Source organism: Pseudarthrobacter sp. GA104 (assembly GCF_009741265.1).
In the GTDB taxonomy this organism is placed as follows: Bacteria; Actinomycetota; Actinomycetes; order Actinomycetales; family Micrococcaceae; genus Arthrobacter.
The window spans coordinates 1069818-1094563 of the sequence record NZ_WOWL01000001.1 but is presented as its reverse complement, the minus strand read 5'-3'; the positions used below and the strand labels follow the sequence as shown (position 1 = coordinate 1094563).

The window sequence follows — 24746 nt, the reverse complement described above, 5'->3', positions numbered from 1 at the left end:
TGCCTTGGCATCGCAAGGGTTATCCCGCCACAGCAGCCTTCGCCGCGCCGGTGGCGTTCATCCACTCAGTGAGCCACGGCGCCCGGACGCTGGACGTGATCCGGCAGTCGGCCACGAAGGTGCCCTTGGCGCCGGCGTCGATCCAGTCCTGCAGTGCGGACAGGTCATCCAGGGAACGGATCACTGCGGACTCGGCACCCAAAGCGCGGGCAACCCCGCTGAAGTCCACCTCGGGGATCAGCATGGGCTTTTCGGTCAGGCCCTGGGAGCCGTACTGGTGGATTTCGGCTCCGTAGGCGGCGTCGTTGTAGATCACCACGATGGCGCTGCGGGCCGCACCGATCAGCGATTCGAGGTCGGACAGGCCCATCAGGAACCCGCCGTCGCCGGAGGCCAGCACCAGGGTGCGGCCGTCCTCCAGCGCACGGGCTGCTCCAACGGCGCTCGCAAGTCCCAGCCCGATGGTCTGGTAGGCGGTGCCCACCATCACCAGGTCCTGGGGCCGCGGGATGTTCCAGTACATGGGTGCCCAGCCGACGAAGTGCCCGCCGTCCTGGACCACCGTGCGGCGCTCCGGCAGCACGCCATCCAGCGCGTTGGCGAGGGCGCGCGGGTCCAGCCGGCCGTCCGGGGTTTCCGCGGAGCCCGGGTGGTGCCCCGGCCCCTCGGCCAGCCGAAGGCGGGCTTCCGCGCGCCAGGCTTCCGCCGCAGTCCCGCCGTCGAGGAGCGCCAGGAGGCGCGAAGCAGCAGCCTTCGCGTCCGCGCTGACGAACAGGTCCACCCGGGGGTGCGTGGGCTGCAGGCCGGCGTCGATCTGGATGACGGTGCTGTCCGGGCCGATCAGGTGCCCGAACCGCATGGTGAACGGGCTCAGGCTGGCCCCGGCCACCAGGACCACGTCGGCCTCGCCCATGAGGCCCGCCGCGGTGTCGGTGCCGAAGCCGCCGGCGACGCCCAGGTACCCCTCGCCGTTGAGGAGGTTGAGCGCCAGGGCGGTGCCTGCGGTCAGCGCGCCGAGCCGGTCGGCAAGCTCGCGGAGCTCCGGCCCGGCGCCTGACAGGTGCGCGCCGCGGCCGGCAAGAATCAGCGGCCGCCTGGCACCGGCGAGCAGGCGGGCTGCCTGCCTAAGCCCGCCGTCGGCGTCGTCCGTCACCTTTGGTGCCTGCGGCGCCGGAAGGTCCTCGTCCGCGGCCTCGAGTGCCGCGAGGTCGTAGGGGATGGCAAGCACGACGGCGGTGCGCCGGGTGAGTGCGTATTCCACCGCCTGCCGGGTGACGGCACCTGCGGCGTCGCGGGTAACGGTGAAAGTGGCCGCGCCGAGGCCAGCGGCGATGGCCGCCTGGTCCACGTCCCAGGGGCGGGCGCCGCTGGTGGGGGCATCCCCGGTGACCAGCACAACGGGGATATGCGCCTGGACCGCCTCCGCGAGGGCGGTGAGCGCGTTGGTGTAGCCGGGGCCGTAGGTGGTGGTGCCCGCGGCGAGTCGTCCCGACGTCCGGTAGTACGCGTCCGCCGCGGCGACGGCGGCGCCCTCGTGCCGGACGGGGGAGAAGCGGAGGCCCTGCTTCTCCGCGGCGTCCAGGAAGTAGACGTTGCCGTTGCCCATCACGCCGAACACATCGCTGACATAGCTGCTGAGGACCTGCGCCACGCGGCCGGAGACGGTGAGAGTAGTCATGCAGGCATCGTGTGGCCTGCGTCTCATGTTTGCAATACCGATGGATCCTGCTGGGACTTTTGGCAGCAGGAGTAGCTGGCAGTGACAATCTGCCCAGTTGTGGCGCCGCCCTGCGGGTCAGTCTGAGGGGCGTGACTCCTGTTCCGAAAGCCGGCTGATGAGGCCGTCGTAGCGGGGCGGCATGAGTTCCAGGATGGAGATGGCCGTGCTGGTGCGCTGGACCCCTTCGATCTCCAGGATCTGGTTGGTGATGCGGTAGAGGTCGCCGGTGTCGCGGGCCACCACCTTGGCCACGAGGTCCGCGTCCCCGGTGGTGGCATGGACCTCGATGACCTCCGGGATCGCCTCGAGCCCGCTCTCCACCGAGCCTGTCCGGGTCTGGCTGATCGAGAGCGAAAGGAAGGCCATCAGGTCGTAGCCCAGCGCGGCGGGGTCCAGCCGGCGGCTGAAGGAGCGGAGCGCGCCGCTGCGCTCCAGCCGCGCCAGCCGGGCGTGGACTGTGTTCCGGGCGACGCCGAGCGTGCGGGAGAGTGCCAGGGCGCTGGCTTCGGGATCCTTGTCCAGGGCCAGGATGATCCTGCCGTCGAGGGAATCCAGGGTGCGAGAGTTCGCGATGGTCATATTTTCACCACACACAGTAGAAGTTGAGCAGAAGTCCCAATGGCTAGAGCGTATCTTGCAATGTGGTCCGGGTCACTCCCATGATCGGACCTCATGACCAGTAATCAGCTTGTGGCCGGTCCCGAGGCAGCGCTGCCCACCCTTCGCGGCGCCGTCGCCGGCCTTCCGTCCTACGTGCCGGGCCGGCGCGGCGCGGGCGTGGACGTCGCGGCCCTCGCCAGCAATGAAAGCCACTACGACCCGCTGCCCGCAGCCGTCGCTGCGGTGGCCGAAGCGGCCGGCAGGATGAACCGCTACCCGGACATGGCCGCCGTCGAACTCCGCGAACGGCTCGCCCGGCACCTGGGCGTCACCGCGGAGGAAGTGGCGGTGGGCCCCGGCAGCGTCGGAGTCCTTCAGCAGATCATCACCGGACTGTGCGACGCCGGGGATGAAGTGGTGTTCGCCTGGCGCTCCTTCGAGGCCTACCCCATCCTGGTGGAGCTGGCAGGCGCTCGGCCGGTCCGCATTCCGCTGGACGACGCCGAGGGCCACGATCTCGAAGCCATGTCCGCAGCCGTCACTGACCGCACCAGGGTCATCCTGCTCTGCACGCCCAACAACCCCACCGGGGTGCCCATCAGCCATGACCGCATTGAGGCCTTCCTGCAGACTGTGCCGTCCAGCGTCCTGGTGGTGATCGACGAGGCCTACGTCGAGTATGCCGACGCGGGCCCCGATTCCCTGGCGCTCTACCGCCGCTACCCGAACGTCTGCATCCTGCGCACCTTCTCCAAGGCCTACGGCCTCGCCGGGCTGCGCGTCGGCTATGCGATTACGACGGCGGCAATCGCCGACGGTTTGCGCCGCACCGCCCTGCCCTTTTCCGTGAGCGCGCTGGCGCAGAAGGCGGCCGTCGCGTCGCTGGACGCGGGGGAGGAGATGGAAGCGCGGGTGGCCGCGGTCAAGCGGGAGCGCGCCCGGATGGCCGCCGAACTGGCTGCCCAGGGCTGGAAACTGCAGCCGAGCCAGGGCAACTTCCTGTGGATCCGCGCCGGTGAGGGCCTCCGGGCGAGGCTCGTGGACGCGTTCGACCGCGCGGGCATCCTTGTCCGGGCGTACCAGGGCGACGGCGTGCGGATCACCGTGGCCGACCCCGCCTCCAACGACCGCGTGCTCCGGATCCTCGAAGCCCACGCAGCCTGAAGTTTTATCCCCACAGTTCCACCCACAACCAGAGGAATCCCCATGGAACAACAGACAAAGACGTCTGCGCGCGCCCTCGGCGCCGCCCTCAAACCCCGCCAGCTCACCATGATGGGGCTCGGCAGCGCCATCGGCGCGGGTCTCTTCATCGGCTCCGGCGCAGGCATCCAGGCCGCCGGCCCGGCGGTGCTGATCTCCTACCTCGTGGCCGGCACCCTCATCATCCTGGTGATGTGGGCCCTCGGCGAGATGGCCGCGGCCAACCCGGACAGCGGCGCCTTCTCGGTCTACACCGCCAAGGCCTACGGGCCGGTGGCCGGCGCCACGGTGGGCTGGCTCTGGTGGCTGCAGCTCGTGGTGGTCATTGCCGCCGAAGCGCTCGGTGCGGCGGGCCTGCTGGCGACCATCTTCCCGGCGCTGCCGGTGTGGCTGATGGCCTTCGTTTTCATCGTGGTGCTCACGGCCGTGAACCTGACCAGCGTGAAGAACTTCGGCGAGTTTGAGTTCTGGTTTGCCCTGCTCAAGGTGGCGGCAATTGTCGGGTTCCTGCTGGTGGGCGCCGCCCTGCTGTTCGGCTTGCTGCCGGGCGTGCAGTCGCCGGGCCTTTCCAACTTCACCGGTGAAGGATTCGCGACCAACGGTTTCGCCGGGATTGCCACGGCACTGTTTGTGGTGGCGTTCGCGTTCGGTGGCACCGAGATTGTGTCCGTGGCGGCAGCCGAGACCGCGGAGCCCGCACGCAGTGTGAAGAAAGCTGTCCGCACGGTGCTGTGGCGCATCCTGGTGTTCTACATCGGCGCGATCTTCGTCATCGCTGCGGTGGTTCCCGTGGGTTCGGCGGGGCTGAAGAGCCCGTTCGCCGCCGTGCTGGAGGCCGCAGGCATGCCCGGTGCAGCCACCGCCATCACCCTGGTGGCCGTCGCGGCACTGCTCTCCGCGCTCAACGCCAACCTCTACGGCGCCTCCCGGATGGCGTACTCCCTGGCTGAGCGGGGCGAAGCGCCGCGGCTGCTGGCTTCCGTGTCCAAGGGGCGGGTTCCGGTTGTTGCGGTGCTGGCGAGCGTCGCCTTCGGCGTTGTCACCGTGGTGCTGGAGCTGGTTTTCCCCGAGATGGTGCTGGGCGTCCTGCTCAACATCGTGGGCTCCACCTGCCTGCTCGTGTGGACGTCGGCGCTCCTGGCCCAGCTCGCGCTGCGCCTCCGCGCCGACCGCGAGGGGACGGAGCTTCCCCTGCGGATGCCCGGCTTCCCGTGGCTGACCGTGCTTGGCCTGGTCATCCTCGCGGCGATCTTCACGGTGGGCTTCATCGGCGAGGATTCCCGTCCCCAGCTCCTGAGCACGTTCGCGCTCGTCGCGCTGCTGGCGGTTGGGTGCTGGGTGAACCAGCGGAACCGTAAGGTTGCGCCTGTTGAAGCGTCGGAGGACGCCAAGCAGCCGGTGCTTATCGACTGAATAATCCGCTTTGGCCCGTTTGCGGGTTCAGAGAACACGAAGGGCGCGTCCGGCTTTGGCCGGGCGCGCCTTTCTGTACCGATCGGGGATGAGGGGGACAGCGTACGTGGCGGGGACATGCCAGGCACCGCCCGTCTCGGTGGGGCGGCACGTGCTGATGGACCCGATGAGGGTCGTTGAGACGGACCTTGGGCTGGAGGCGGCGCTCTCGGCGTCAGACAATTAGCGAATCAGCAGAGGCGGGTCCGGGAATGGTTGGGACCCGCCTCCGCCTGTCAGCGGCTGGCGCCCAGTGCGGCCCACGCCTTGTTGCGGCGTTCCGCAAGTTCCCGGCGGGCTTCCAGGGCGTCGTCCAGGCCGACAGCGACGAATCGTGTCGCCGTGCCGGGGGCGGCCCTGGCAACCAGATCCATGTCTGCGCTGATTACCGTGCCCACCATCGCGTATCCGCCGCCGGAAACGGCATCGCGGTGCAGGATGATGGGCTGCGTGCCGCCAGGGATCTGGATGGATCCCACGGCGTAGCCGGCGTCCACGATGTTGGAGGGGTCCGAACCGGCGCCGAAGGGCTGTTTCCGCTCCTTCCATGTCACGCCCGGACCGGAGTAGCGCAGTCCCATCCGGTCAGCCACCGGAGTCACCTTCCACTCTTCGTTCAGCAGATTTCCCCGGCCCTCATCGGTGAGCCGGTGGTCGTACAAGCCCAGCACGATCCGGACTTCCTGCTCCTTGGCATAGTCGGGCCGGAATTCCTCCGGGAGACTCTCTCCGTGGGGGAGCTTCCCGTCGTTGAGGGGAGCGCCCACGGGTACGACGTCGCCCGCCTCTAGCTTCCGGCCCTTGAACCCCCCGATCCCGCCGAGGCTGTACGTGGACCGGCTTCCGAGCACCTTCGGGACGTCGATGCCGCCCTGGACGGCGATGTAGTAGCGGGTGCCGCCTTGGATGACCCCGAAGGAGAGCTGGTCTCCGGCCTTGAGCAGCAGGCGGCTCCACTGGGGCCGTGCCTCCCCGTTGACCTTTACCTCCACCGGAGCGCCGGTGACGGCGATGATGGCGTCGCCGCCGGTGGTCAGGACGGGGCCGAGGTAGGTGCACTCCAGAACGGCTTCCCGTGCAGTGTTTCCCACCAGGGCGTTTCCGAGTTCAGCGGAGTACTGGTCCATGGAACCGCTTTGGGGGATGCCCACGTTGTAATGGCCCGTCCGCCCTTGGTCCTGCACGGTAGTGGCCAGGCCGGGGTTCACAATTTCAAATGCCATTGAGGGCCTCCATGAGCTGACGGTTGTAGCCTTCGGGATCGGCCAGTGCCTTTGACAGTTCGAAGGTCACGGGGGCCTGCCGGTAGCGGAAGGTTCCGGCGGTAATCTCCGCCTGGATTGCGTTGTACTCAGCTTCAGTGACGGGCGTGAATTTCACGATGTCTCCCGGGCGGAAAAACACCATGAAATCCTTGAAGTCCGCCAGTTCCTGCGAGGGATCGAAGATGGGCGCAGCCGCTACGCCAAACATCTGGTACCCGCCCGCGCCCCGTACGGAGTAGATGCAGCCGAAGCATCCGCCGTGCCCGACGGTCAGCTTGGGGGTGTCGGTACGGGGGCTCAGGTACTTGGGGACTTCCAGCTGCTTGTCACGGTCTACCAGTTGGAACAGGAACGGCAGCCCGGCCACGAAGCCAACCATGGAAACCAGCCACGGCTGTTCGTGGTGACGCTGGATAAACTCCGCGGCGTCCTTCAGGTGGTTGACCTTGGCGGCGTAGTCGATGTCGCTGCCCTCAGGCTCCTGGTGGAAGCCTTCCCGGAACCGCTGCGCCACTTCGGCGGTGAAGGGATCCTCGTACCAGACCGGAACCTCAATAATCCTGGTTTCCAGGGGCCGCTCCTGGTGGCTCATCAAATCCCGTTCGATGTCGCGGACGGCATTTTCCAGTTCCTGCGGCGGCAGGATGTCAGGATCAAAGCGCACCAGCAGGGACGCATTGGCAGGACAGATATCCACGATTCCCTCAAGGTGGGCCTCGGACAGCCTGCCGGCAATGGTCATCACCTTGAAGTTGGCGGGCAGGCTCATGGCCTCGGAGACTTCCACGAACAGGAATTCGTCCCCGCCCCAGGTGTAGCGCGCACCCGGGAGGACGGCGGCTTCGGTGGTCATTTTGCCCCCATCAGGTCGGCTGCGGTTTCAATGAACTTGGAGTGATGGCTGACGTCGGCAAATTCAGGCCGCGCCAGCAGCGCCTTGTGGACGGGGACGGTGGTCTTGACCCCCTCAATGCGGGTTGCCTCCAAAGCCGCCAGGGTAGCTGCGATGGCGGCGTCCCGGTCGGAGGCATGGACGATCAGCTTGGCCAGGAGGGAGTCGTAGTAGGGGCTCACAACCGAGCCTGCCTCCACGCCGGTGTCCACCCGGATTCCCTCGCCGGATGGCCATTCCAGGGACCGGATGACCCCCGGGCTGGGGAAGAACTGGTGGTTGGGGTCTTCCGCGTTGATGCGGCATTCGATGGCATGGCCGGTGAAGTGCACATCGTCCTGGGAAATGGACATGGATCCGGTGGAGGCAATCAGCAGCTGCTCGCGGACCAGGTCCACGCCCGTGATCTGCTCGGTGATGGGGTGCTCCACCTGGATGCGCGTGTTCATCTCAATGAACGCGGCCTCGTGGTTGGCGGGGTCGTACAGGAACTCCACCGTCCCCGCTCCGTGGTAGCCGCACTCGCGGGCAAGAGCCACGGAAGACTCCCGGATGGTGGTGCGGACGGTCTCCGGAAGGTCCGGGGCAGGGGCTTCCTCCAGCACCTTCTGGGAACGGCGCTGCATGGAGCAGTCGCGGTCACCAAGGTGGATGAAGTTGGTCCCGTCACCGAGGACCTGCACCTCAACGTGGCGGGCATGCTCCACGAACCGCTCCAGGTAGACAGTGGCATCGCCGAAAACAGCACCGGCTTCGCCGCGTGCCATTTCGATGGTCGCCAGGAGTTCGCTTTCGTCGTGCACGAAGCGGATGCCCCTGCCGCCGCCGCCGGCGGAAGCCTTTACCACCAGCGGATACCCGATGCCGCGCGCAATTTCCACGGCGTCTGCCTCCGGGTCCAGGGGACCGTCCGATCCCCGGAGCACGGGGACGCCGGCCTTGGCTGCCGACTCCCGTGCCAGGGACTTGTTGCCCATCATGGCGATGGTGTCAGCGCTGGGGCCAACCCAGGTCAGGCCGGCGTCCGCCACTTTCCGGGCGAAGTCGGCGTTCTCCGAGAGGAAGCCGTAGCCCGGGTGCACGGCGTCGCACCCCTGTTCCCGGGCTGCGGCGACGAGGGCGTCCTGGTTCAGGTAGCTGGCCGCTGCCTGGGCCGGACCAACCACCACGTAGTGGTCCGCTGTCCGGGCCGCCAGCGATTCCGCATCGGGCTCGCTGACCCCCAAGACAGTCTCGATGCCCATCTCCCGGGCGGTCCTGGCGATCCGTACGGCGATCTCGCCGCGGTTTGCGATGAACAGTTTCATGGGCGCCCTTATCCTTCCCGGATGACGACGATGGAGTCGCCCGGGTTGACCATGTCGCCCTCGTTGACCTCGAAGGATTCAAGGGTCCCGGCGACATCGGACTGGATCTCGGTGAACTGTTTCATGATTTCCACGATGCCGATGGTCTGCCCGACTTCGATGGTGTCGCCTTCATTGGCGAAGGGCGGTTTGCCCGGTCCGGGCTTGCGGTAGAAGACTCCGGGAAGGGGTGAAACGATCGTGGCCATGTGCTGCTCGCTTTCAGGAGTGGGTGGGGCGGGATGAGTTGAGGGCGTTCCGCACGGCAGTGGCGACGGCGACGGCATTCGGGGCATCGGAATGGACACAAATGCTCTGGAACGTGATGTCCAGCGGAGTGCCGTCGACCGCGGAAACGGGCCCGCCTGCCACGGCCCGGCTGACGCGTTCCGCCGCGGCGGCCGGGTCCGTGGGCGCGGGCCGGCGCTGGATGAGGAGCTCGCCCGCCGGACCGTAGTTGAGGTCAACGTACAGTTCCGCAACGAACTCCACGCCCATGGCCCGGCACACCGATTCGTGGGCTGTGCCCGCGAGGCCGTAGAACGGAACACCGAACTGCTTCGCCGTGCCTGCGGCCGCCTGCATGAGGTCTTCGTCTCCGGCGAGCATGCCGTAGAGGGCTCCGTGGGGTTTGATGTGGTTCAGGGACAGGCCGTTCTTCGCCAGGAATGCAGTCAAGGCCCCCGTCTGGTAGAGGATGATCGATTCAACCTCCCCGGGGGTGAGGACCATGCGGCGGCGGCCGAAACCCATGGGATCAGGGAGTCCGGGATGCGCTCCGACGGCCACCCCGTGTTCGGCGGCAAGGGCCACGGTCCGGTTCATCACATCCGGGTCGCCGGCGTGATATCCGCAGGCGACATTGGCGACGTCGATAATCTCCATGAGCGCAGCGTCGTTTCCGAACTCGTGCAATCCGAAGCCTTCGCCCATGTCCGAATTCAGGAGTACCTGGGCAGCCGTGGTTTCCATCACGTTTTTTTGCATGCAGGCAACGGTACAGAGGCGGTGACCGTGCCGGAATTGGGCGGATCGCCGAATATGGGCAGGCAGATTATGCTTCTTGCACTAACCAGAAGGAATTTCCCCATGCGTGTTGCCGATCTCCTAGCAGACCCCGCATTGAACATCCGCCTTGCCGCACCGGGCGGTCCGGGACGACTCGCCCGCCCCATCGCCTGGTGCGCGCCCTCGGAGCACATGGACCCTACCCCCTTCCTCAGCGTCAACGCCCTGCTGCTGACCAACGGGATGGGCCTCAACGTCAAGGACTACCGAATCTGGGATGCCTACGTTGAACGCCTGATGTCCGTGCCCGTTTCTGGGCTGGTTTTCGGCTTGGGCGCGGCGCACCGCGAGCTGCCTGCAGGCCTGGTGCAGGCCTGTGAAGCCCATGGCCTTCCGTTGCTTGAACTGCCGCCGGAGGTGCCGTTTGTCCTGGTGATGAGGCATGTGGACCAGCTCATTGCGGCCGAACGTTATGCCGAGCTGCGTACCGGATGGGAGCTCGCGGATGAGTGCACAAGGCTGGCAGCGGGCGGCCATTCCCTAGCGCAGGTACTGGAGCGGGTGGCCACCGCCATCAATGCGCGGGTGGCGGTCCTGGACCATAACGGTTTTGAACTCATGTCTGCGGGAACAGCAGGGGCGGGACGGCCCGGACAACCCTGAGCCTGCCAAGCGGCGGATCCCTCCGGTTCAAGCTGGCCATCGAGGGAATCAAGAGCAGCGTGGTGCTGCAGCCTCTGCTGGGGCCGGTGGCTGCGGTCATTGCCATGCAGCTGAGCTACACCCTTGGTTCGCGGTCGCCCCTGCATTCGCGTGAGGCCGCACGCTTCATGGAGGGGCTGTACGAGGCGAGGGGAACGCCGACGCCGGCCCTGGAGCGCTACGCGGTGGAGGCCGGGTTCGAGCCGGACGGCGAGTGGGGCGCGGTGCTGATCGGCGGCGCGGGGGAGGTTGCGCCGGTCAAACTGAGGACGATCGCCTGGCGGGTGCGGGTTGGCCTGCAGGCTGAATACAGGACAGTGCGGTTCATGGAAGAGGCCGGCCTCACCACCCTGCTGGTGCAGCGCGGCGAGGCCGGCATGGACCTCATGGACGCGGTCCGGAAGTCATTTCAGGACGCGCGGGAGCTGTCCGCCGTCGTCTCCGAGTGCGGGAGCCTGGGCGAACTGCCGCTGGTGCTGCAGCTGGCCCGCCGCCGGGTGGGCGAACCGGGTCTCCATCAGGCACCCGTTGCAGACCTTGCCGGAGTGGTGGAGGGCCTGCCCGGGCCGGGGCTTGTGGCAATGGCGCGGCGCCTCCTGGCCCCGTTGATGTCCGACGGCGGCCCAGCCTTGCGCGAAACGCTTGAGGTGTACCTGCGGCACAGCGGGAATACGCGCGAGGCCTGCGGGGAGCTTTTCATCCACCGCAATACCCTCACCTACAGGCTCCGCAAGATCGAGGAGATGCTCCGGCTCGACCTCGGTGACGGCGAAGTCCGCGCCACCTGCCTGCTGGCGTTGAAGATCGTGGCGGGCGGGAGCTAGTGGGCGGGCGCTTCCGCCGGTACCCGGGCGGCGCTGCTCTCCCGCACGTACAGTGTGGGCGTCAGCCTCGCAGGCTCGGGTTTTTCGCCCTTGAGCACACGCTGCATGAGCTCCACCGCGGTCCGTCCGATGTCCGCCATGGGAGAGTGGACCGAGGTTAGCGGAATGGGAAGTTCTGCGGCCAGGGAGGTGTCGTTGTATCCCACCACGGCAACGTCCATTCCCACGGTGAGGCCGTGGGAGCGCAGGGCTCCCATCGCTCCAATGGCTGCGAAGTCGTTGACGGCGAACAGGGCGGTGGGGCGCGGCTTGCCGCGGGCGAGGATCTTCTCGGCGGCCTCCCGGCCGCCGGCCGTGTCGAACCTTGACCACACCACGTCGTCGTCGGAGATGGTCCCGCCCAGGGAATGCCAGCGGTCCAGGAAACCGGCGGTCCGGTCGACGGCGGTGCTCGCGTATGGCTCGCCCGCAATCACCGCCACCTTCCGGTGGCCCATCTCCCACAGGTGCGCGGCCACCAGTTCGCCGCCCACCACGTCGTCGCAGGTGGCAGAAGGGTAGCCCGGCACCCTGCGGTTCATCAGTACGAACGGTACCTTCCGGTCGGTCAACTCCTGCAGGAGGCTGCCGTCAAGGTGGGCATCACCGATAATCAGGCCGTCAACCCGGCGGGCGAGCATGAGGTCTATCTTCCGCCGCTGTTCTTCAGGATCGTCGCGCGAGTTCATCACGAACGCGGAGTAGCCGACCTCCGCTGTCGCCTCATCGATGCCCTCATACATGATGGCCAGGACCAGGTCCGAAAGACGCGGCACGATGACACCGAGCAGTTTAGTGCGCCGGGTCCGCAGGCTGGCGGCCTGGGGATCAGGGGAGTAGCCGAGCTTGCGGGCCAGTTCCCGGACGCGCTCGGCAGTCGCGGCGGAAGCGGCGCCTTTCGCCACATCCGAGCCCGAATGCAGGACCCTGGACACGGTCGAAGGATGGACGCCCAACTCCCTGGCCAGATCCTTCAGCGTGACAGTGCGGCTGCCGTCTGCCTTTTCTTCCATGTCCCTCTCCTGCCCCAACTGGGTCACTGTAGCCCAGGTCTTTCCGCCCCGGATGAAACAGGCGGCCCTTGACGTGACCCGCTTCACATCCTATAGTCGTTTTCAACGTCACCCAAACGTTTGGGTAGTTGACCAAAAACCCCTCCCGGCGCCGCCATCATTGATGCCGAACTCCCTTGTCCACGCACATGAGCCTTTCCGTGGAAGATAACCCAATCGATTGGGTTGCAGACCTCAAAGAAAACCACCGGAGCTGAAATGACTGTTACCGACTCCCACGTCGTGCTGCTGGCCACTGGAGGCACCATCTCGTCCCGTTCTTCCGATGCCGGCGGCGCCGTCGCCTCCGATACCGGCGAGCAGGTGTTCAAAGCACTAGGCTCCCCCGTATCCCACCCCGTGCGGGTGCTGGATGTGTTCCAGAAGGGGTCCTACCTCCTGACATTCGAAGACATGCTGAGGATCTGCGCCACCATCAAGGAAGTCCTTGAGGACCCCAACGTTCTGGGCGTGGTGGTGACCCATGGGACGGACACCATGGAGGAAACCGCCTACCTTGCGGACCTGACCCACAGCGACGAGCGGCCGGTTGTCTTCACCGGCTCCCAGCGCGCCGCTGACTCTGCGGCCCCCGACGGGCCGGACAACCTGGCCCGCGCCATCGCCGTCGCGGGCTCGAAGGAAGGAAGGCGAAAGGGCGTCATGGTGCAGTTCGCGGGCACCATCTTCCCTGCCGCCGGCGTCCGGAAAAGCCAAACTATTCGGCTCAGTGCTTTTTCGAACCCCGATTTTGGGGTACTCGGCCAGGTGTCAGACCAGGGGAAAGTTGCACTGGAGGGCAGCATCAGCAGGCTTGAGGCCCTCCCGCTGCCCTGGCCGGTCAACGGTTCACCCCGGGTGGACGTCGTTGCGGCCTACCCCGGTGCCGACTCCACTCTGATGCACGCCGCCCTTGAAGCGGGAGCGGCGGGCATCATCCTGCAAGGGACCGGAAGCGGCAATGCCAACCCCGGCCTCTGCTCCGAAGTCGCCGCCGCGGTGGCATCCGGCGTCGTGGTAGTTACCAGCACCCGCGTGGATGCCGGACCCGTGGTCCCGATTTACGGCGCCGGCGGGGGCGGTGAAGACCTCCGCATCGCGGGGGCCATCGGATCCGGCCACCTCCGTCCGTCACAGTCGCTCATTCTGCTCAGCCTCCTGCTCAGGATCAACCCCGACCGGGAGCGGATCACCGAAATCTTCACCCAACGAGGGAGGCCTCCTGAACCTTCCGACTGACACCCACGAACACCCCCGTTTTATCCGAATTGAAAGGAAAATCTAATGGCTAAGGACATTCAAGTTGCCTTCGGCGTGGACGTTGATGCAGTGGCGGGCATGCTCGGTTCCTATGGAGGCGAGGACTCCCCGTGTGACATCTCCCGGGGCCTGTTCAGCGGCGAAGTCGGGGGACCCCGGCTGATCCGGTTGTTCGAGAAGTACAACCTTCCGGCAACCTGGTTCGTGCCGGGCCACTCGATCGAGACCTTCCCGGAACTGACGCAGATGATCGTGGATGCAGGGCACGAGATCGGCGTCCACGGGTACTCGCACGAAAACCCGATCGCCATGACCCGGGAACAGGAGACCGCCATCCTGGACCGCTCAATCGAACTGATCGAGAAGGTTTCCGGGCGCCGGCCCACAGGCTACGTCGCACCGTGGTGGGAATTCTCGCCCGTGACGAACGAAATCCTCCTTGAACGCGGCATCAAGTATGACCACTCCCTGATGCACCGCGATTTCGAACCGTATTACGTCCGCGTGGGCGACTCGTGGAAAAAGATCGACTACGCCAAGGACGCCGAAACATGGATGGAGCCCCTGGTTCGAGGCGAGGAAACGGACCTGGTGGAGATACCGGCCAACTGGTACCTGGATGACCTGCCTCCCATGATGTTCATCAAGGCAGCACCCAACTCGCACGGGTTCGTCAGTCCCCGCGACATCGAACAGATGTGGCGGGACCAGTTCGACTGGGTCTACAGGGAAATGGACCAGGCCGTCTTCACCATGACCATCCACCCGGACGTCTCCGGGCGCCCCCAAGTGCTGCTCATGCTCGAGCGGCTGATTGAACACATCAACTCCCATGAGGGCGTGAGCTGGCTGACCTTCGACCAGATTGCCGATTCGTTCCTCGCCCGCAGCCCCCGAAAGGACAACAACTCATGACAACGCAACAGACGGACGTTGATCTTTCCCAGCCTCAACCGGGCGAGAAGCGCCGGTTCCCGGTTTTCAGCAAGCGGCACACCACTACTGCCACTGTTCTCGCCTTGCTGGCATGGACTGTCGCTGTCTTTGACTACGGCCTTTTCGGCACGCTTTTGCCCGCTATGCAGGAGGAGTTTGGCTGGACCGAAACTGAGTCCTACGCCATCAACACGTGGATCGCTGTTGGTACAGCCATTGTCTGTTTTGGCATCGGACCGGTTATTGACCGCTTGGGACGCCGTAAAGGCATGATGGTCACCATCGGCGGAACGGCGGTTGTTTCCGGCCTGACCGCACTTATCCCCACCGGTATTCCGATCCTGAGCAACCTGATGGTGATTATCATCCGTTCGTTCGGCGGGCTTGGCTTCTCCGAGCAGGCGGTGAACGCCACGTACATGAACGAGGTCTACCAAGTCACTGAAGTGGCTGATAAGCGTAAGCGGCCGGGGTTCCATTACTCCTTCATCCAGGGCGGTTGGCCGCTGGGGTTCCTGCTTGCCAGCGCGTTGGCTTTGGCGTTCCTTCCGTCGCTGGGGTGGCGTGCTCTTTATCTCGTGGCTACTGTTCCGGCCGCCATCATCGTGTGGCTCATCGCCAAAAAGCTGAAGGAAACCCCGCAGTTCGAGCTGCATCACAAACTGACCCAGCTTGAAAAGAGTGGCCAGACCGAGGAAGCGCACGCCCTCGCCCGGTCCTACGGCGTGGAGCACTCCTCTGCGGCCCCGCTGAAGCGCATCTGGGAACCCCACCTGCGCCGGAACACGATCGTGTTTTCCCTGGCCTGGATCTTCAACTTCTTCGGAATCATGATCTTCAGCATCCTGGGTAGCTCAGTCCTGAAGAATGCCAAGGGCGTTGAGCTCTCCGACGCTTTCTGGATGCTGATCGTCATCAACATGCTGGCCTACTTCGGTTACGTCTTCCACGGCTGGCTGGGGGACAAGATCGGCCGCAAGCGGACCATCATCGGCGGCTGGATCCTCTCCGGCATCTCCTTCACCATCATGCTCAGCCCGATCGCCACCAGCCCGTTCATGATCATCCTGACCTACGGCGCCGGGCTGTTCTTCCTGGTGGGCCCGTATGCGGCCATCCAGTACTTTATGGCCGAGTGCTACCCGGTGAGCTGCCGGGCCACCGGAACCTCCTTCATCGGTGCCATGAGCCAGCCCGGCGTGATCCTCGGCGGCGCACTGTTCACCGCTGCAGCAGCCGCGGCCGGAACCGGGTCCGCCGCGTTGTGGGTCGGTGCCGCGGGAACACTGTTCTCCGGACTGCTGATGATTGCCGCCAAGCCCCCCGCTGAAGCCCTGCTGGAGGACCACCCCCATGACGTCCCCTAACAAAGTCGCCATCATCACCGGCGCTGCGAGCGGCATCGGCCGCGCCCTCGCCGTCCACTACGCCCGCCAGGGAGTGGTGTCAGTAATTGGCACCTTCCCCGGCGATCCGCACGACCCGGAGGAGACACTCCGCCTGGTCAAGGAAGCCAGCGGCGAAGCGGTGATCCACGAAGTGGACGTCCGCACCACCGCGTCCGTGGACGCCCTGGCCCAGCGGGCCGTGGACGAGTACGGCCGGCTGGACTACGCCGTTGCCAACGCCGGAATCCTCCGCAACTCCCCGCTGGGGGAGATGACGGACGAGCGCTGGCACGACATGCTCAACGTGGACCTCACCGGCGTGCTGCGCACCCTGCGTGCCGGGGCGGAAAGGATGACCGACGGCGGCGCGCTGGTTGCGGTTTCCTCGATCGCCGGCGGGGTCTACGGCTGGGAGGAGCACGCCCATTATGCGGCCGCCAAGGCCGGCGTCCTGGGCCTGGTCCGCAGCGTGGCCGTGGAGCTCGGCCCGCGGCAGATCCGCGCCAACGCGGTGATCCCGGGCCTCATCGAGACCCCGCAGTCACTGGACCCGGTGAATTCATTGGGCCCGGAGGGGCTGCGGCGGGCCGGCAAGGACATTCCGTGGGGCCGGGTGGGAAAGCCGGAGGAAGTTGCCAGCGTCATCGGGTTCCTCACTTCCGATGAGTCCCGCTACATCACGGGGCAGGCCCTGGTGGTTGACGGCGGACTCACCGTCAAGATGCGCGCCTGAGAAGGAAAGGACACCATGAACACATCGACCCATGCTGCTGACCAGGCCTCCGGGAACGCTCAACCAGGGAACGGCCGCGGGGTGGTGGTTACCGGCGGTTCCAGCGGGATCGGCAAGGCCATCGCCGAGGCCTTCCTGGCCAACGGGGACAGGGTTGCCGTGCTGGACCGGGCCGGAGGGGACGGCACCGTCCGCGTGGACGTTGCGGATGAAGCCAGCGTGCGGGCAGCCTTCGCCGAGGCACGGGAGAGGCTGGGCGGCATCGACGTCCTGGTCAACAGCGCGGGCCTGCTGACGGAGTCCCCGCTGGAGGACATGTCCCTGGCGATGTGGAACGAGACGCTCACGGTGGATCTGACAGGTGTGTTCCTGTGCTGCAGGGAGGTGGTGGGGGAGATGCGGCAGCGGAAGTGGGGCCGCATCATCAACATCGCTTCCCAGCTGGCCATCAAGGGCGGTGTGGGGCTGACCCATTACAGTGCGGCCAAGGCCGGCGTGGTCGGTTTCTCCAAGGCCCTTGCCCTGGAAACGGCGGCGGACAACGTCCTGGTCAACTGCATCGCCCCGGGCCCCATCGAGACGCCCCTGGTGGAGGGCATCTCCGAAAGCTGGAAGGCCGCGAAACGGGCCGAGCTGCCGCTCCGGCGCTTCGGCACGCCGGCGGAAGTGGCTCCGACGGCCGTGCTGCTGGCCAGCGATCCGGGCGGAAACCTGTTTGTGGGACAGACGCTGGGGCCCAACTCCGGCGATGTCATGCCGTAACGAAAGGGGAACGACATGTGTGGTGCCTGCGGGAGGACAACTGTCGCCGACCCTGCCTTGGGGCCGGTGCGGACCATGCGCCAGCATCTGATCGTGGCAGCCACGGTCAACGCCGTCTGCACTGGCCTCCCGGGAGCCCCGAAGGTGACTGCACTCAAGGACGGCTGGCTGATGACCGGACCTTCCGGGGTTTCCAGGCAGTGCGCGACCCTCGAAAACCTGTGGTCCGCTGTGCTCGGCTGCTTTACCGACCCGACGGTCCTCGGCCGCCTGCTCAGGCGCCGGAAGGCGTACGCAGCTGATCCGGCCAATGCGGGCCTGCCCGCGATTGCGGCGGGAATGCTGCCGGACCCGGCTGCAATTAATACTTCCAAGGAGATTTTGAATGACTGATTACACCCCGCTATGGTCGCCCATCCGGATCGGTTCCATGGAATTGGACAACCGGGTTGCGCTGGCTCCCATGACAAGGATTAGCGCAACCGAGGACGGGCACGCCACGGAGAGAATGGCTTCCTATTACCGGACGTTCGCGCGCGGCGGCTTCGGGCTGCTGATCACGGAAGGCATTTATCCGGACACCGCCCACAGCCAGGGCTACCACTTCCAGCCGGGCATCGCTACGGAGGAGCAGGCCCGGTCGTGGGCGAAAGTCGTCGACGGCGTCCACGGGGCGGGTTCAAAGATCTTCGCGCAGCTGATGCATGCGGGGGCGCAAAGCCAGGGGAATCGGTTTGTTGCCTCCTCGGTGGGACCATCCGCGGTGGCGCCCAAGGGGGAGCAGTTGGGGTTCTACCGCGGCGAAGGTCCCTATCCCGTTCCTTCCGAGATCACCTTGTCCCAGATGAAAGAGGTGCGGGATGGCTTCGTGACAGCCGCGCTGCACGCGCAGCAGGCCGGCTTCGACGGCGTTGAGATCCATGGTGCCAACGGGTACCTGCTGGACCAGTTCCTCACGGACTACCTGAACCGGCGCGGCGACCACTACGGCGGTTCACCGGAAAACAGGGTGCGGCTTGCCGCTGAAATCTGCCACGACGTCCGCGAGGCAGTTGGCCCGGGCATGACGGTGGGGATCCGCATCTCGCAGGCCAAGGTCAGCGACACTGACCACAAGTGGAGCGGGGGAGTGGAAGAGGCCGAAGTCATTTTCGGCACGCTGGGCGCGACTGGCATCGATTTTGTCCACACGACTGAATACCGCGCCACCGAGCCCGCGTTCAAGGATGCGGAGGAAAGCCTGGCTGCCCTGGCGAAGAAGTACTCGGGCCTGCCGGTGATTGCCAACGGCAACCTCGACGATCCGGACATGGCCGTGTCCATGCTGGCAGGAGGCTCAGCGGACGTCATTGCGCTGGGCAAAGCCGCACTGGCCAACCGGAACTGGCCGCATCTTGTCCGGAACAACCTGGAATTCGACGACCTCGATCCTTCCGTCTTCGCTCCTCTGGCAGATGTTAAGGACTGGGAACTCGAGGATCCAGCGGAGATGAAGTAGCGCCCGCCCGAAGCAACTGATGGTCAACGCGGAGCCCGGGACTGTAGCTGTCCGGGCCTCGCGTTGGGTGTCGGGAGGAGGGGATCCGGCGGCCGCAGCACACCTGTATCCTGAGTATCTAGTTCAAGGGCCCCGGCGGCCATCGACCAAGCCCGGCGCGCAGCCGGATGAGGGGTCTGGAAGCTGGGCCGCAGCCTTGGACGTCGTCGAACAGCCGCCGCAATCGTCACTCCGGCCGGCTCCCGAATTTTCGGAATGGATCCTTCATCAGCATTGACCCGCCAGCACCCGCGGTAATCCCGACGCCGGTCCCCAATCCCGTGCGCGCTGCTGCGGCGGATGAGCCGGCCGTTGTGACCTGGGTTGAGGCCGGGACCAGCATGACCGCGCGCTGGCGGTCGGCCAACGGCAGGCCGGCGCCTGCGCGGGTCGACGTGGTGGACGATTCCCTTACGGCCGATGAGGCGTACCGGATGGCGTCACAGGGGATCGCGATGCTCTGGCACGGTGACTTCCACAACGGGCGGCAGCTCCTCAACGCCCTGGACCGGCGGGTGGGCGGCGGTAAGAAAGGGACCACCGGAACCGGTGCCGAGAGGTTCTACCGGCACCGCCAGTCCGCCTCGCACCGTGCCCGCATTCTCGGTCTGCTGCTGATTCCCCTTGATCCGGGCCCGGTGGTGCCGCTGCGCCGCGCCCCGGACATCCGGGACGCCGCCGCCGAGGCGTACGGTGGCATCGGCGAACCGTCCGTGGTGTCCCTGCATGAACTGGTCGGGGCCGTTGGCGCCCACGAGTGGCGGCGGAACGGCGTCTACGTCGATGCCCTGCAAGGCCGCATCCACCCGCACTACGGCACGTTCTTCCCCACCCGGAGCGAGTATGTGGATCTCGTGGCGGCCGCCGCGCTGCCCACTGAGACGCTGGCGTTCGACGTCGGAACCGGCACCGGGGTGCTCGCTGCCGTCCTCGCCCGCCGCGGCGTCCGCCGCGTGGTGGCGACGGACAACGAGCCGCGCGCCGTCGCCTGCGCCGGGGAGAATTTCCGGAACCTCGGTGTTGCGGACCGTGTCGAGGCGGTCCTGACCGATATGTTCCCGCCGGGCCGGGCGCCGCTGATCGTGTGCAACCCGCCCTGGATCCCGGCCACGCCGCATTCCAGCCTGGACAGCGCGGTCTACGACCCCGGGAGCAGGATGCTGTTCCGCTTCCTCAACGGACTGCCCGACCATCTGGAGCCGGGCGGCGAGGGCTGGCTGGTCCTCTCCGACCTGGCCGAGCACCTTGGCCTGCGCTCGCGTGAGGACCTGCTGGCCGCCATCGGGGCGGCGGGGCTGAAGGTGGCGGAACGGCTCGACACCAAGCCAACGCACCCGAAGGCATCGGACCGCGACGATCCCCTGTTCGAGGCGCGCGCGGCCGAGGTCACGTCCCTGTGGCGGCTGGTTCGCCGCTAGTCCCGCAGATAGTCCCGGGACAATCAGGCGTGGCCGGCGGACCTGGCCAGCGGCCGCCGTCGGACGTTACGACGGCGGCGCCGGGGGACCAAGTGTTTGCCGGTGCTCGTCGACTGACCCAGGGGCTGCGAGCCGTTTGCCGGTTCACTTCGTGCTGAGGGCGCGTCCGGCGTTGGCCGGACGCGCCCTCAGGGGGTTGCGCGAACCTCACTCAGAACGGTTCCGGGCGCCCCGTTATGCAGTGGGACTTTCCTGCTTGGCTTTAGCCTTTTCGCTTTCCTGGGCCTCGGCGAGCCAGGCATCGCGCCTCGCGCCAGGGACCCATCCGGTATCGACAACCCGCCGTTGGAAGACGATGGCGGCTGCAACGAGGATGGTAGCGATAAGAATGGCAAGGACGGCGCCAAGTGCTGGGCCGCCGGTCAGGCTAACGCCGATGAGGGTGCCGAACCAGCCGAAATCGGCGTCACCGAAGGTGCTGTTTGCGAGCCCGAACTGGCCCAGGACGAGCAACAGGACGGCGGGCAGGATGGTGATGATGATGCCGTTCACGAAACCGCCGAGCATGGCTCCCCGGCGCCCGCCTGTTGCGTTGCCGTACACGCCGGCGCCGCCGCCGGTAAAGAAGTGTGGCACCATTCCGGGAAGGATCAGGGCCAGGCCGAAGGCGGGGTTTAGCCACAGAGCCAGGATGCCAAGGGCGATCAGGCCGCCTGTGAAGGAGCTCAGGAAGCCGATGAGCACGGCATTGGCGCCGAACGGGAAAACGATGGGGATGTCAAGGGCGGCTTTGGCTCCGGGGACGACCTTGGCTGCAATGCCCTGGAAGGCGGGAACGAGCTCGCCCAGCACTGTCCGCACGCCATAGAGGATCACGGCCACGCCGACGCCGAACAGCAGCGCCTGTTCGAAGCCCGCCATGAGGAAGGCTCCCGCGTCAGGGGCGTCAAAGATTGCCAGCGCGTCGGCAAGCGGGAGGGCGATCAGACCCCAGATGGCGAAAACCATGTAAATGAGGACCATGGACAGCGAGGTTGCAACCATGGAGTCGCGTAGGAATTTCAGCCCCTGGGGGAACTGGATGTCTTCGGCTGATTTGCTGCGCTTGCCTGCGGCCTGTCCAACTGCGCCGGCTGCGATGTAACCCAGGGACCCGAAGTGACCGATCGCGATGGTGTCATTGCCGGTGATTTTCTTCGTCCACGGGTGAAGGAACGCCGGCATGACCACCATGATCACGCCCAGCAGGACAGCCCCGAGGAGCACCACCAGCCAGTCGAGGCCCTGTCCCAGGCCGACGGACAGAATAACGGTGAGCATGGTGGCCATGAACACCATGTGGTGACCGGTCAGGAAGACGTACTTCAACGGAGTGAAGCGCGCCAGAACCAGCATGATGAGAAAGCCAAGTGTCAGGACGTATGCGCTCTGGGCGCCGAACTGTTCCTGGGCCATTGCGGTAATGACCTCGTTCGTCGGGATGACACCCTGGGCGCCGGTAACGGTGAGGATCAGTTGCCCGAGGGGATCAAGTGATCCGGTGACGACGGTGGCGCCCACGCCAAGGATGAAGAAGCCCAAGGTTGCCTTGAGCGCACCTCCGATGACCTGGCCCGAGTTGCGCCGCAATGCGATTAGGCCTGCTGCGGTAATGATGCCGATCAGGTACGCGGGCACATTGAGAATCTGCTGCCCTATGAAATTCAGTACTACTACGAGCCAGTCCATGCCGTAGGCACTCCCTTATTGCTGAAATGTTGGTTGGTCTTGTGGTGTTGCAGGTGGAGGTACCACCGGCATTGACTATCGAACAGCGGCAGACAGTTTTTTATGGATCTCATCGAGGTCAAAGAAGTTTTCGATAACGATGACCTCTGCGGGGACATCGCCAATTTCAGGTGCGAGCTCCTCGGAAGTAAGCACGATCTGCGCCGTCTGGGCGGCGCCGCGGGCAACTCCAATGTCAGCGGCCTCAATATCGGCATCGATGCCGAGATCCTGGAGAACTTTTTCTGCGTTCATTTTCAAAAGCACTGATGTCCCAATGCCCATTCCACATACAGCGACGATCTTCATGGTTCGTTGCCTTTCAATTCAGGGGTGATGTTGGAGTTGCTTATTTCGGTGAGGCGGCGCGTGCCAGGAGGGAGCGCACTTCTTCCGGACTCGCCGCGGCGTCAAGGCCACTGCGGGTGGCCGGATTCGAAAGGATTCCGGCGACTGCCCTGAGGACTTCGATGTGGGCAGTGTGGTCAAGAGCTGCGAGGCCTATGACCAGCGAGACGGGGTCGTTGGATTTGTGCCCGAACTCCACAGGGGAGGCCAGGCTGACCCAACTGAGCCCTCCCTTTTTGACGGATTCGGAGGGGCGTGCGTGGGCGAGGGCGACTCCGGGGGCGATGACGATGTAGGGGCCGTGCTCTTCGACGGCCTCGATCATCTGTTCGGTGTAGTCCTCTGTTGTGACTCCGCCTGCCACCAGGCCATCTCCGGCACAGCGGATGGCTTCCCTCCAGTCGGAAGCGGCGACATTGGTGGCGATGGACGAGAGTTCTTCAGCGAGGTTTAAAGCCACGGGGATCCTTCAGGTAACGGATCACATCACGACGATGTGAGGTATATCACCGTAGCAAGGATTGGTGGCTTAAGTCTATTAGTAGACCAAAGTATTTTCGTTGGCGGGTCTTCCTAGCTGGATGCCAGGACAAGAGAGTTGGCTCCGCTGTGGGTAAGCCGGCTGATTCTGTCGGGCGCGAAGAGTGTGTCCTGGGCAAGCAGCGATGCTCCGGTCAGGCCGGCCACATCTCCAAGGCCGGAGCGTTCGACGACGAGCTCCCGGGTGGCGAATTCACGCGCACCGGCGAAGATAGCCTCGCGGATGGGTGTGAGGAAGGGTTCGCCCGCTGCTGCGAGACTTCCGCCGATAATGACGGCCTCGGGATTGATCAGTCCAACGATGTCGGCCAGCGTCTGGCCAAGGGCGGTTCCCGTTTCCTCCAGGAGGGTCAGGGTTCGGTGGTCCCCGTTGTTCGCGAGCTCAACAATGTCCGCTCCTGTCCTGACTTTGTAGCCGCGGGCCACTAGTTCGGCGCGTATCACCGCTCCGCTGGCTACGGTTTCGAGCCGTTGGAGGCGGCCGCCACCGATTCGGGGCCGGCTCAGGTCGCCGGCTCCTCCGCGCGCTCCGCGGTACACGGCCCCGTCCAGCACAAACCCCAGCCCGATCCCGATGCCGGCTTTCACGCCCACGATGTCCCGGTATCCCACCCTGCCCCGCCTTGCTTCCGCCAGGGCCATGGTGTTTACGTCCCGGTCAACTGCCAGGACGGCATGTCCATATCTGCTCAAGAAGTAGTCGCGGACAGCCACGCCGTCCCATTGCTTATCGACCTGCGGTGATGCCAGGCATCCGGTTGTGACATCCACGGGGCCGGGGACGCCGACGCCGATCCCCACGACGTCAGCCCTGGTCTTCCCCAGGCGGAGCAGCATGTGGTCGAAAACCTGGCCTGCCCATTCGAAAATCTCAGCAGGCCCCTGGCTTGGCCCGATGTCTGCCTCGTCAACGCTGAGGATGGTGGAGACAAGGTCCGTGATGGCCACCATGCTGTGTGAACCGCTGATATCGAGGGCCAGAAGCACGCCAGAATCCGGCTTGACCGCAAACGTTTCGGGTGGGCGTCCGCCGCGGGAGTCCAGTTGACCTACGCTCATGATGATGGAGGCGTTCAGCAGCTCTTCGAGCCGCCGGGCAAGGGTGATTCGCGACCACCCCAGCCGCTCCAGAAGGTCATTCCTGGTAGTTGCCTGGCCGGACCTGATCAGGTCCAGGACAACGCCCGATCCTGTCGAAAGTGATTGTGCCATTCCAACCTCTCGTTTGGTCGCCACGCAGGAATCCGAGCGGATACCGTTTATGCATACTAGTAACCGAAAGTCTATCGTGACTCAGGACACCTGGTCGCTGTCTGGATGACCGTTTTCTGTGCACGGAGAGCGGCATTGTCCCGTGGTGGCATCTGCATGGAAGGCGGTAGGCGGGACTTGTCGGCAGCAGCACGCCTTACGGCGGAAGGTACGACGGCGGACGCGGGCCGGGAGCGCGCTGCCAGGGACATCTCCGGCGCGGAGGGCGGCCACGAGGGCGATGCGGTGCTGGTTGGATTTGTGCAGCTTCTCGATGAGGTAGGGGATGAAGTAGTCGTGGAGTTGACCCGGTTTGCGGGTTCAGAGCCCACGAGGGGCGCGTCCGGCTTTGGCCGGGCGCGCCCCCTCGTGAGACAGAGGCTATTTGGTTACGTGCACTACCACTGCCTTCCCGACGGCTTGTTCCGCTCCTGCGTTGTCGATTCCAGTAACTGTCCAGTTGCTGAGCAACAGCACGGTCTTTCCGGTGTCAGAGTTATAGACGATCTTTTTGAAGCCAAGCGCGGTCAATTCATCGTCGAGTGCTTCCGCATTCATTCCAGCGGCGTTGGCCGGGATCACGGCGGTCGCTGGTGCAGCAGGAGCCGGTGCCGGGGCTGCCACAACGGCAGGAGCAACAGGTTCGGCTGTGACCGTGGCGGTCGCCGTCACTGTTGCCGTTGCAGTAACGGTTGCCGTGGCC

At 65.6% G+C, this 24746-nt stretch carries 25 protein-coding genes; 12 read left to right on the top strand and 13 right to left on the bottom strand.

Annotated elements, in window-relative coordinates:
- Positions 1-19: 19 nt before the first annotated feature.
- The gene (locus tag GK109_RS04880; RefSeq protein ID WP_157238880.1) at positions 20-1678 is read right to left on the bottom strand and encodes a thiamine pyrophosphate-binding protein; all 1659 of its coding nucleotides are present in this window, start codon (positions 1676-1678) and stop codon (positions 20-22) included.
- A 117-nt stretch (positions 1679-1795) separates the two neighbouring features.
- Positions 1796-2299 carry an Lrp/AsnC family transcriptional regulator gene (locus tag GK109_RS04875; protein ID WP_157238879.1) on the bottom strand — a complete coding sequence of 168 codons (504 nt, stop codon included), beginning with the start codon at positions 2297-2299 and terminating at the stop codon, positions 1796-1798.
- 93 nt (positions 2300-2392) lie between these two features.
- On the opposite strand from GK109_RS04875, the gene hisC reads away from it, so the two are divergent.
- Positions 2393-3484, top strand: a complete 1092-nt coding sequence (gene hisC / locus GK109_RS04870) for a histidinol-phosphate transaminase (RefSeq protein ID WP_157238878.1) — start codon at positions 2393-2395, stop codon at positions 3482-3484.
- A gap of 42 nt (positions 3485-3526) precedes the next feature.
- Positions 3527-4936 carry an amino acid permease gene (locus GK109_RS04865; protein ID WP_157238877.1) on the top strand — a complete coding sequence of 470 codons (1410 nt, stop codon included), beginning with the start codon at positions 3527-3529 and terminating at the stop codon, positions 4934-4936.
- A gap of 275 nt (positions 4937-5211) precedes the next feature.
- On the opposite strand, the gene GK109_RS04860 is transcribed toward GK109_RS04865, so the two are convergent.
- The 5 genes from GK109_RS04860 to pxpA are packed head-to-tail and all read right to left on the bottom strand — an operon-like array spanning position 5212 to position 9465.
- Entirely contained in the window at positions 5212-6198 is a 987-nt protein-coding gene (locus GK109_RS04860; RefSeq protein WP_157238876.1) for a biotin-dependent carboxyltransferase family protein, read from the bottom strand.
- Entirely contained in the window at positions 6188-7093 is a 906-nt protein-coding gene (locus GK109_RS04855) for an allophanate hydrolase subunit 1 (protein ID WP_157238875.1), read from the bottom strand. Before GK109_RS04855 ends, GK109_RS04860 begins: the two co-directional genes overlap by 11 nt.
- Positions 7090-8439, bottom strand: a complete 1350-nt coding sequence (locus GK109_RS04850) for an acetyl/propionyl/methylcrotonyl-CoA carboxylase subunit alpha (RefSeq protein ID WP_157238874.1) — start codon at positions 8437-8439, stop codon at positions 7090-7092. The genes GK109_RS04855 and GK109_RS04850 overlap by 4 nt, the downstream gene beginning before the upstream one ends.
- An 8-nt stretch (positions 8440-8447) precedes the next feature.
- Positions 8448-8687 carry an acetyl-CoA carboxylase gene (locus tag GK109_RS04845; RefSeq protein ID WP_018770516.1) on the bottom strand — a complete coding sequence of 80 codons (240 nt, stop codon included), beginning with the start codon at positions 8685-8687 and terminating at the stop codon, positions 8448-8450.
- A gap of 13 nt (positions 8688-8700) precedes the next feature.
- Positions 8701-9465 carry a 5-oxoprolinase subunit PxpA gene (gene pxpA / locus GK109_RS04840; RefSeq protein WP_157238873.1) on the bottom strand — a complete coding sequence of 255 codons (765 nt, stop codon included), beginning with the start codon at positions 9463-9465 and terminating at the stop codon, positions 8701-8703.
- A 102-nt stretch (positions 9466-9567) separates the two neighbouring features.
- On the opposite strand from pxpA, the gene GK109_RS04835 reads away from it, so the two are divergent.
- Positions 9568-10149 (top strand): PucR family transcriptional regulator ligand-binding domain-containing protein, encoded by a 582-nt coding sequence (locus GK109_RS04835; protein ID WP_197432408.1) that lies wholly within the window; start codon positions 9568-9570, stop codon positions 10147-10149.
- 59 nt (positions 10150-10208) lie between these two features.
- Complete coding sequence (locus tag GK109_RS04830; RefSeq protein WP_157238871.1) at positions 10209-11012, top strand: PucR family transcriptional regulator; 804 nt, start codon at positions 10209-10211, stop codon at positions 11010-11012.
- Here GK109_RS04830 and GK109_RS04825 read toward each other — a convergent pair.
- Positions 11009-12064 (bottom strand): LacI family DNA-binding transcriptional regulator, encoded by a 1056-nt coding sequence (locus tag GK109_RS04825; RefSeq protein ID WP_157238870.1) that lies wholly within the window; start codon positions 12062-12064, stop codon positions 11009-11011. The two genes, GK109_RS04830 and GK109_RS04825, sit on opposite strands and share 4 nt — an antisense overlap.
- Positions 12065-12322: 258 nt before the next feature.
- On the opposite strand from GK109_RS04825, the gene GK109_RS04820 reads away from it, so the two are divergent.
- From GK109_RS04820 to GK109_RS04785, 8 genes are all read left to right on the top strand, one after another.
- Complete coding sequence (locus GK109_RS04820) at positions 12323-13342, top strand: asparaginase (RefSeq protein ID WP_157238869.1); 1020 nt, start codon at positions 12323-12325, stop codon at positions 13340-13342.
- 45 nt (positions 13343-13387) lie between these two features.
- Positions 13388-14278 (top strand): polysaccharide deacetylase, encoded by an 891-nt coding sequence (locus tag GK109_RS04815; protein WP_157238868.1) that lies wholly within the window; start codon positions 13388-13390, stop codon positions 14276-14278.
- Complete coding sequence (locus GK109_RS04810; protein ID WP_157238867.1) at positions 14275-15666, top strand: MFS transporter; 1392 nt, start codon at positions 14275-14277, stop codon at positions 15664-15666. The genes GK109_RS04815 and GK109_RS04810 overlap by 4 nt, the downstream gene beginning before the upstream one ends.
- Positions 15653-16420 (top strand): SDR family NAD(P)-dependent oxidoreductase, encoded by a 768-nt coding sequence (locus GK109_RS04805; RefSeq protein WP_157238866.1) that lies wholly within the window; start codon positions 15653-15655, stop codon positions 16418-16420. The genes GK109_RS04810 and GK109_RS04805 overlap by 14 nt, the downstream gene beginning before the upstream one ends.
- 15 nt (positions 16421-16435) lie before the next feature.
- A complete protein-coding gene (locus GK109_RS04800; protein WP_157238865.1) occupies positions 16436-17182 on the top strand; it encodes an SDR family NAD(P)-dependent oxidoreductase in 747 nt (248 codons plus the stop codon).
- Between the two features lie 75 nt (positions 17183-17257).
- Positions 17258-17575, top strand: a complete 318-nt coding sequence (locus GK109_RS04795) for a hypothetical protein (RefSeq protein WP_157238864.1) — start codon at positions 17258-17260, stop codon at positions 17573-17575.
- Entirely contained in the window at positions 17568-18680 is a 1113-nt protein-coding gene (locus GK109_RS04790) for an NADH:flavin oxidoreductase (protein WP_157238863.1), read from the top strand. The genes GK109_RS04795 and GK109_RS04790 overlap by 8 nt, the downstream gene beginning before the upstream one ends.
- Positions 18681-19060: 380 nt before the next feature.
- Positions 19061-20137 (top strand): class I SAM-dependent methyltransferase, encoded by a 1077-nt coding sequence (locus GK109_RS04785; protein ID WP_157242654.1) that lies wholly within the window; start codon positions 19061-19063, stop codon positions 20135-20137.
- 234 nt (positions 20138-20371) lie between these two features.
- Here the strand turns inward: GK109_RS04785 and GK109_RS04780 are convergent, their stop codons facing one another.
- The 5 genes from GK109_RS04780 to GK109_RS04760 all read right to left on the bottom strand — a co-directional run bounded on the left by GK109_RS04780 (position 20372) and on the right by GK109_RS04760 (position 24715).
- On the bottom strand, positions 20372-21865 hold the full coding sequence (locus tag GK109_RS04780) for a PTS ascorbate transporter subunit IIC (protein WP_157238862.1): 1494 nt from the start codon (positions 21863-21865) through the stop codon (positions 20372-20374).
- A 75-nt stretch (positions 21866-21940) separates the two neighbouring features.
- Positions 21941-22213 (bottom strand): PTS sugar transporter subunit IIB, encoded by a 273-nt coding sequence (locus tag GK109_RS04775; protein WP_157238861.1) that lies wholly within the window; start codon positions 22211-22213, stop codon positions 21941-21943.
- A 40-nt stretch (positions 22214-22253) separates the two neighbouring features.
- Positions 22254-22712, bottom strand: a complete 459-nt coding sequence (locus GK109_RS04770; RefSeq protein WP_370460405.1) for a PTS sugar transporter subunit IIA — start codon at positions 22710-22712, stop codon at positions 22254-22256.
- Positions 22713-22825: 113 nt separating this feature from the next.
- On the bottom strand, positions 22826-24004 hold the full coding sequence (locus tag GK109_RS04765) for an ROK family protein (RefSeq protein WP_157238860.1): 1179 nt from the start codon (positions 24002-24004) through the stop codon (positions 22826-22828).
- Positions 24005-24424: 420 nt separating this feature from the next.
- Entirely contained in the window at positions 24425-24715 is a 291-nt protein-coding gene (locus GK109_RS04760; protein ID WP_157238859.1) for a hypothetical protein, read from the bottom strand.
- Positions 24716-24746: the final 31 nt, after the last annotated feature.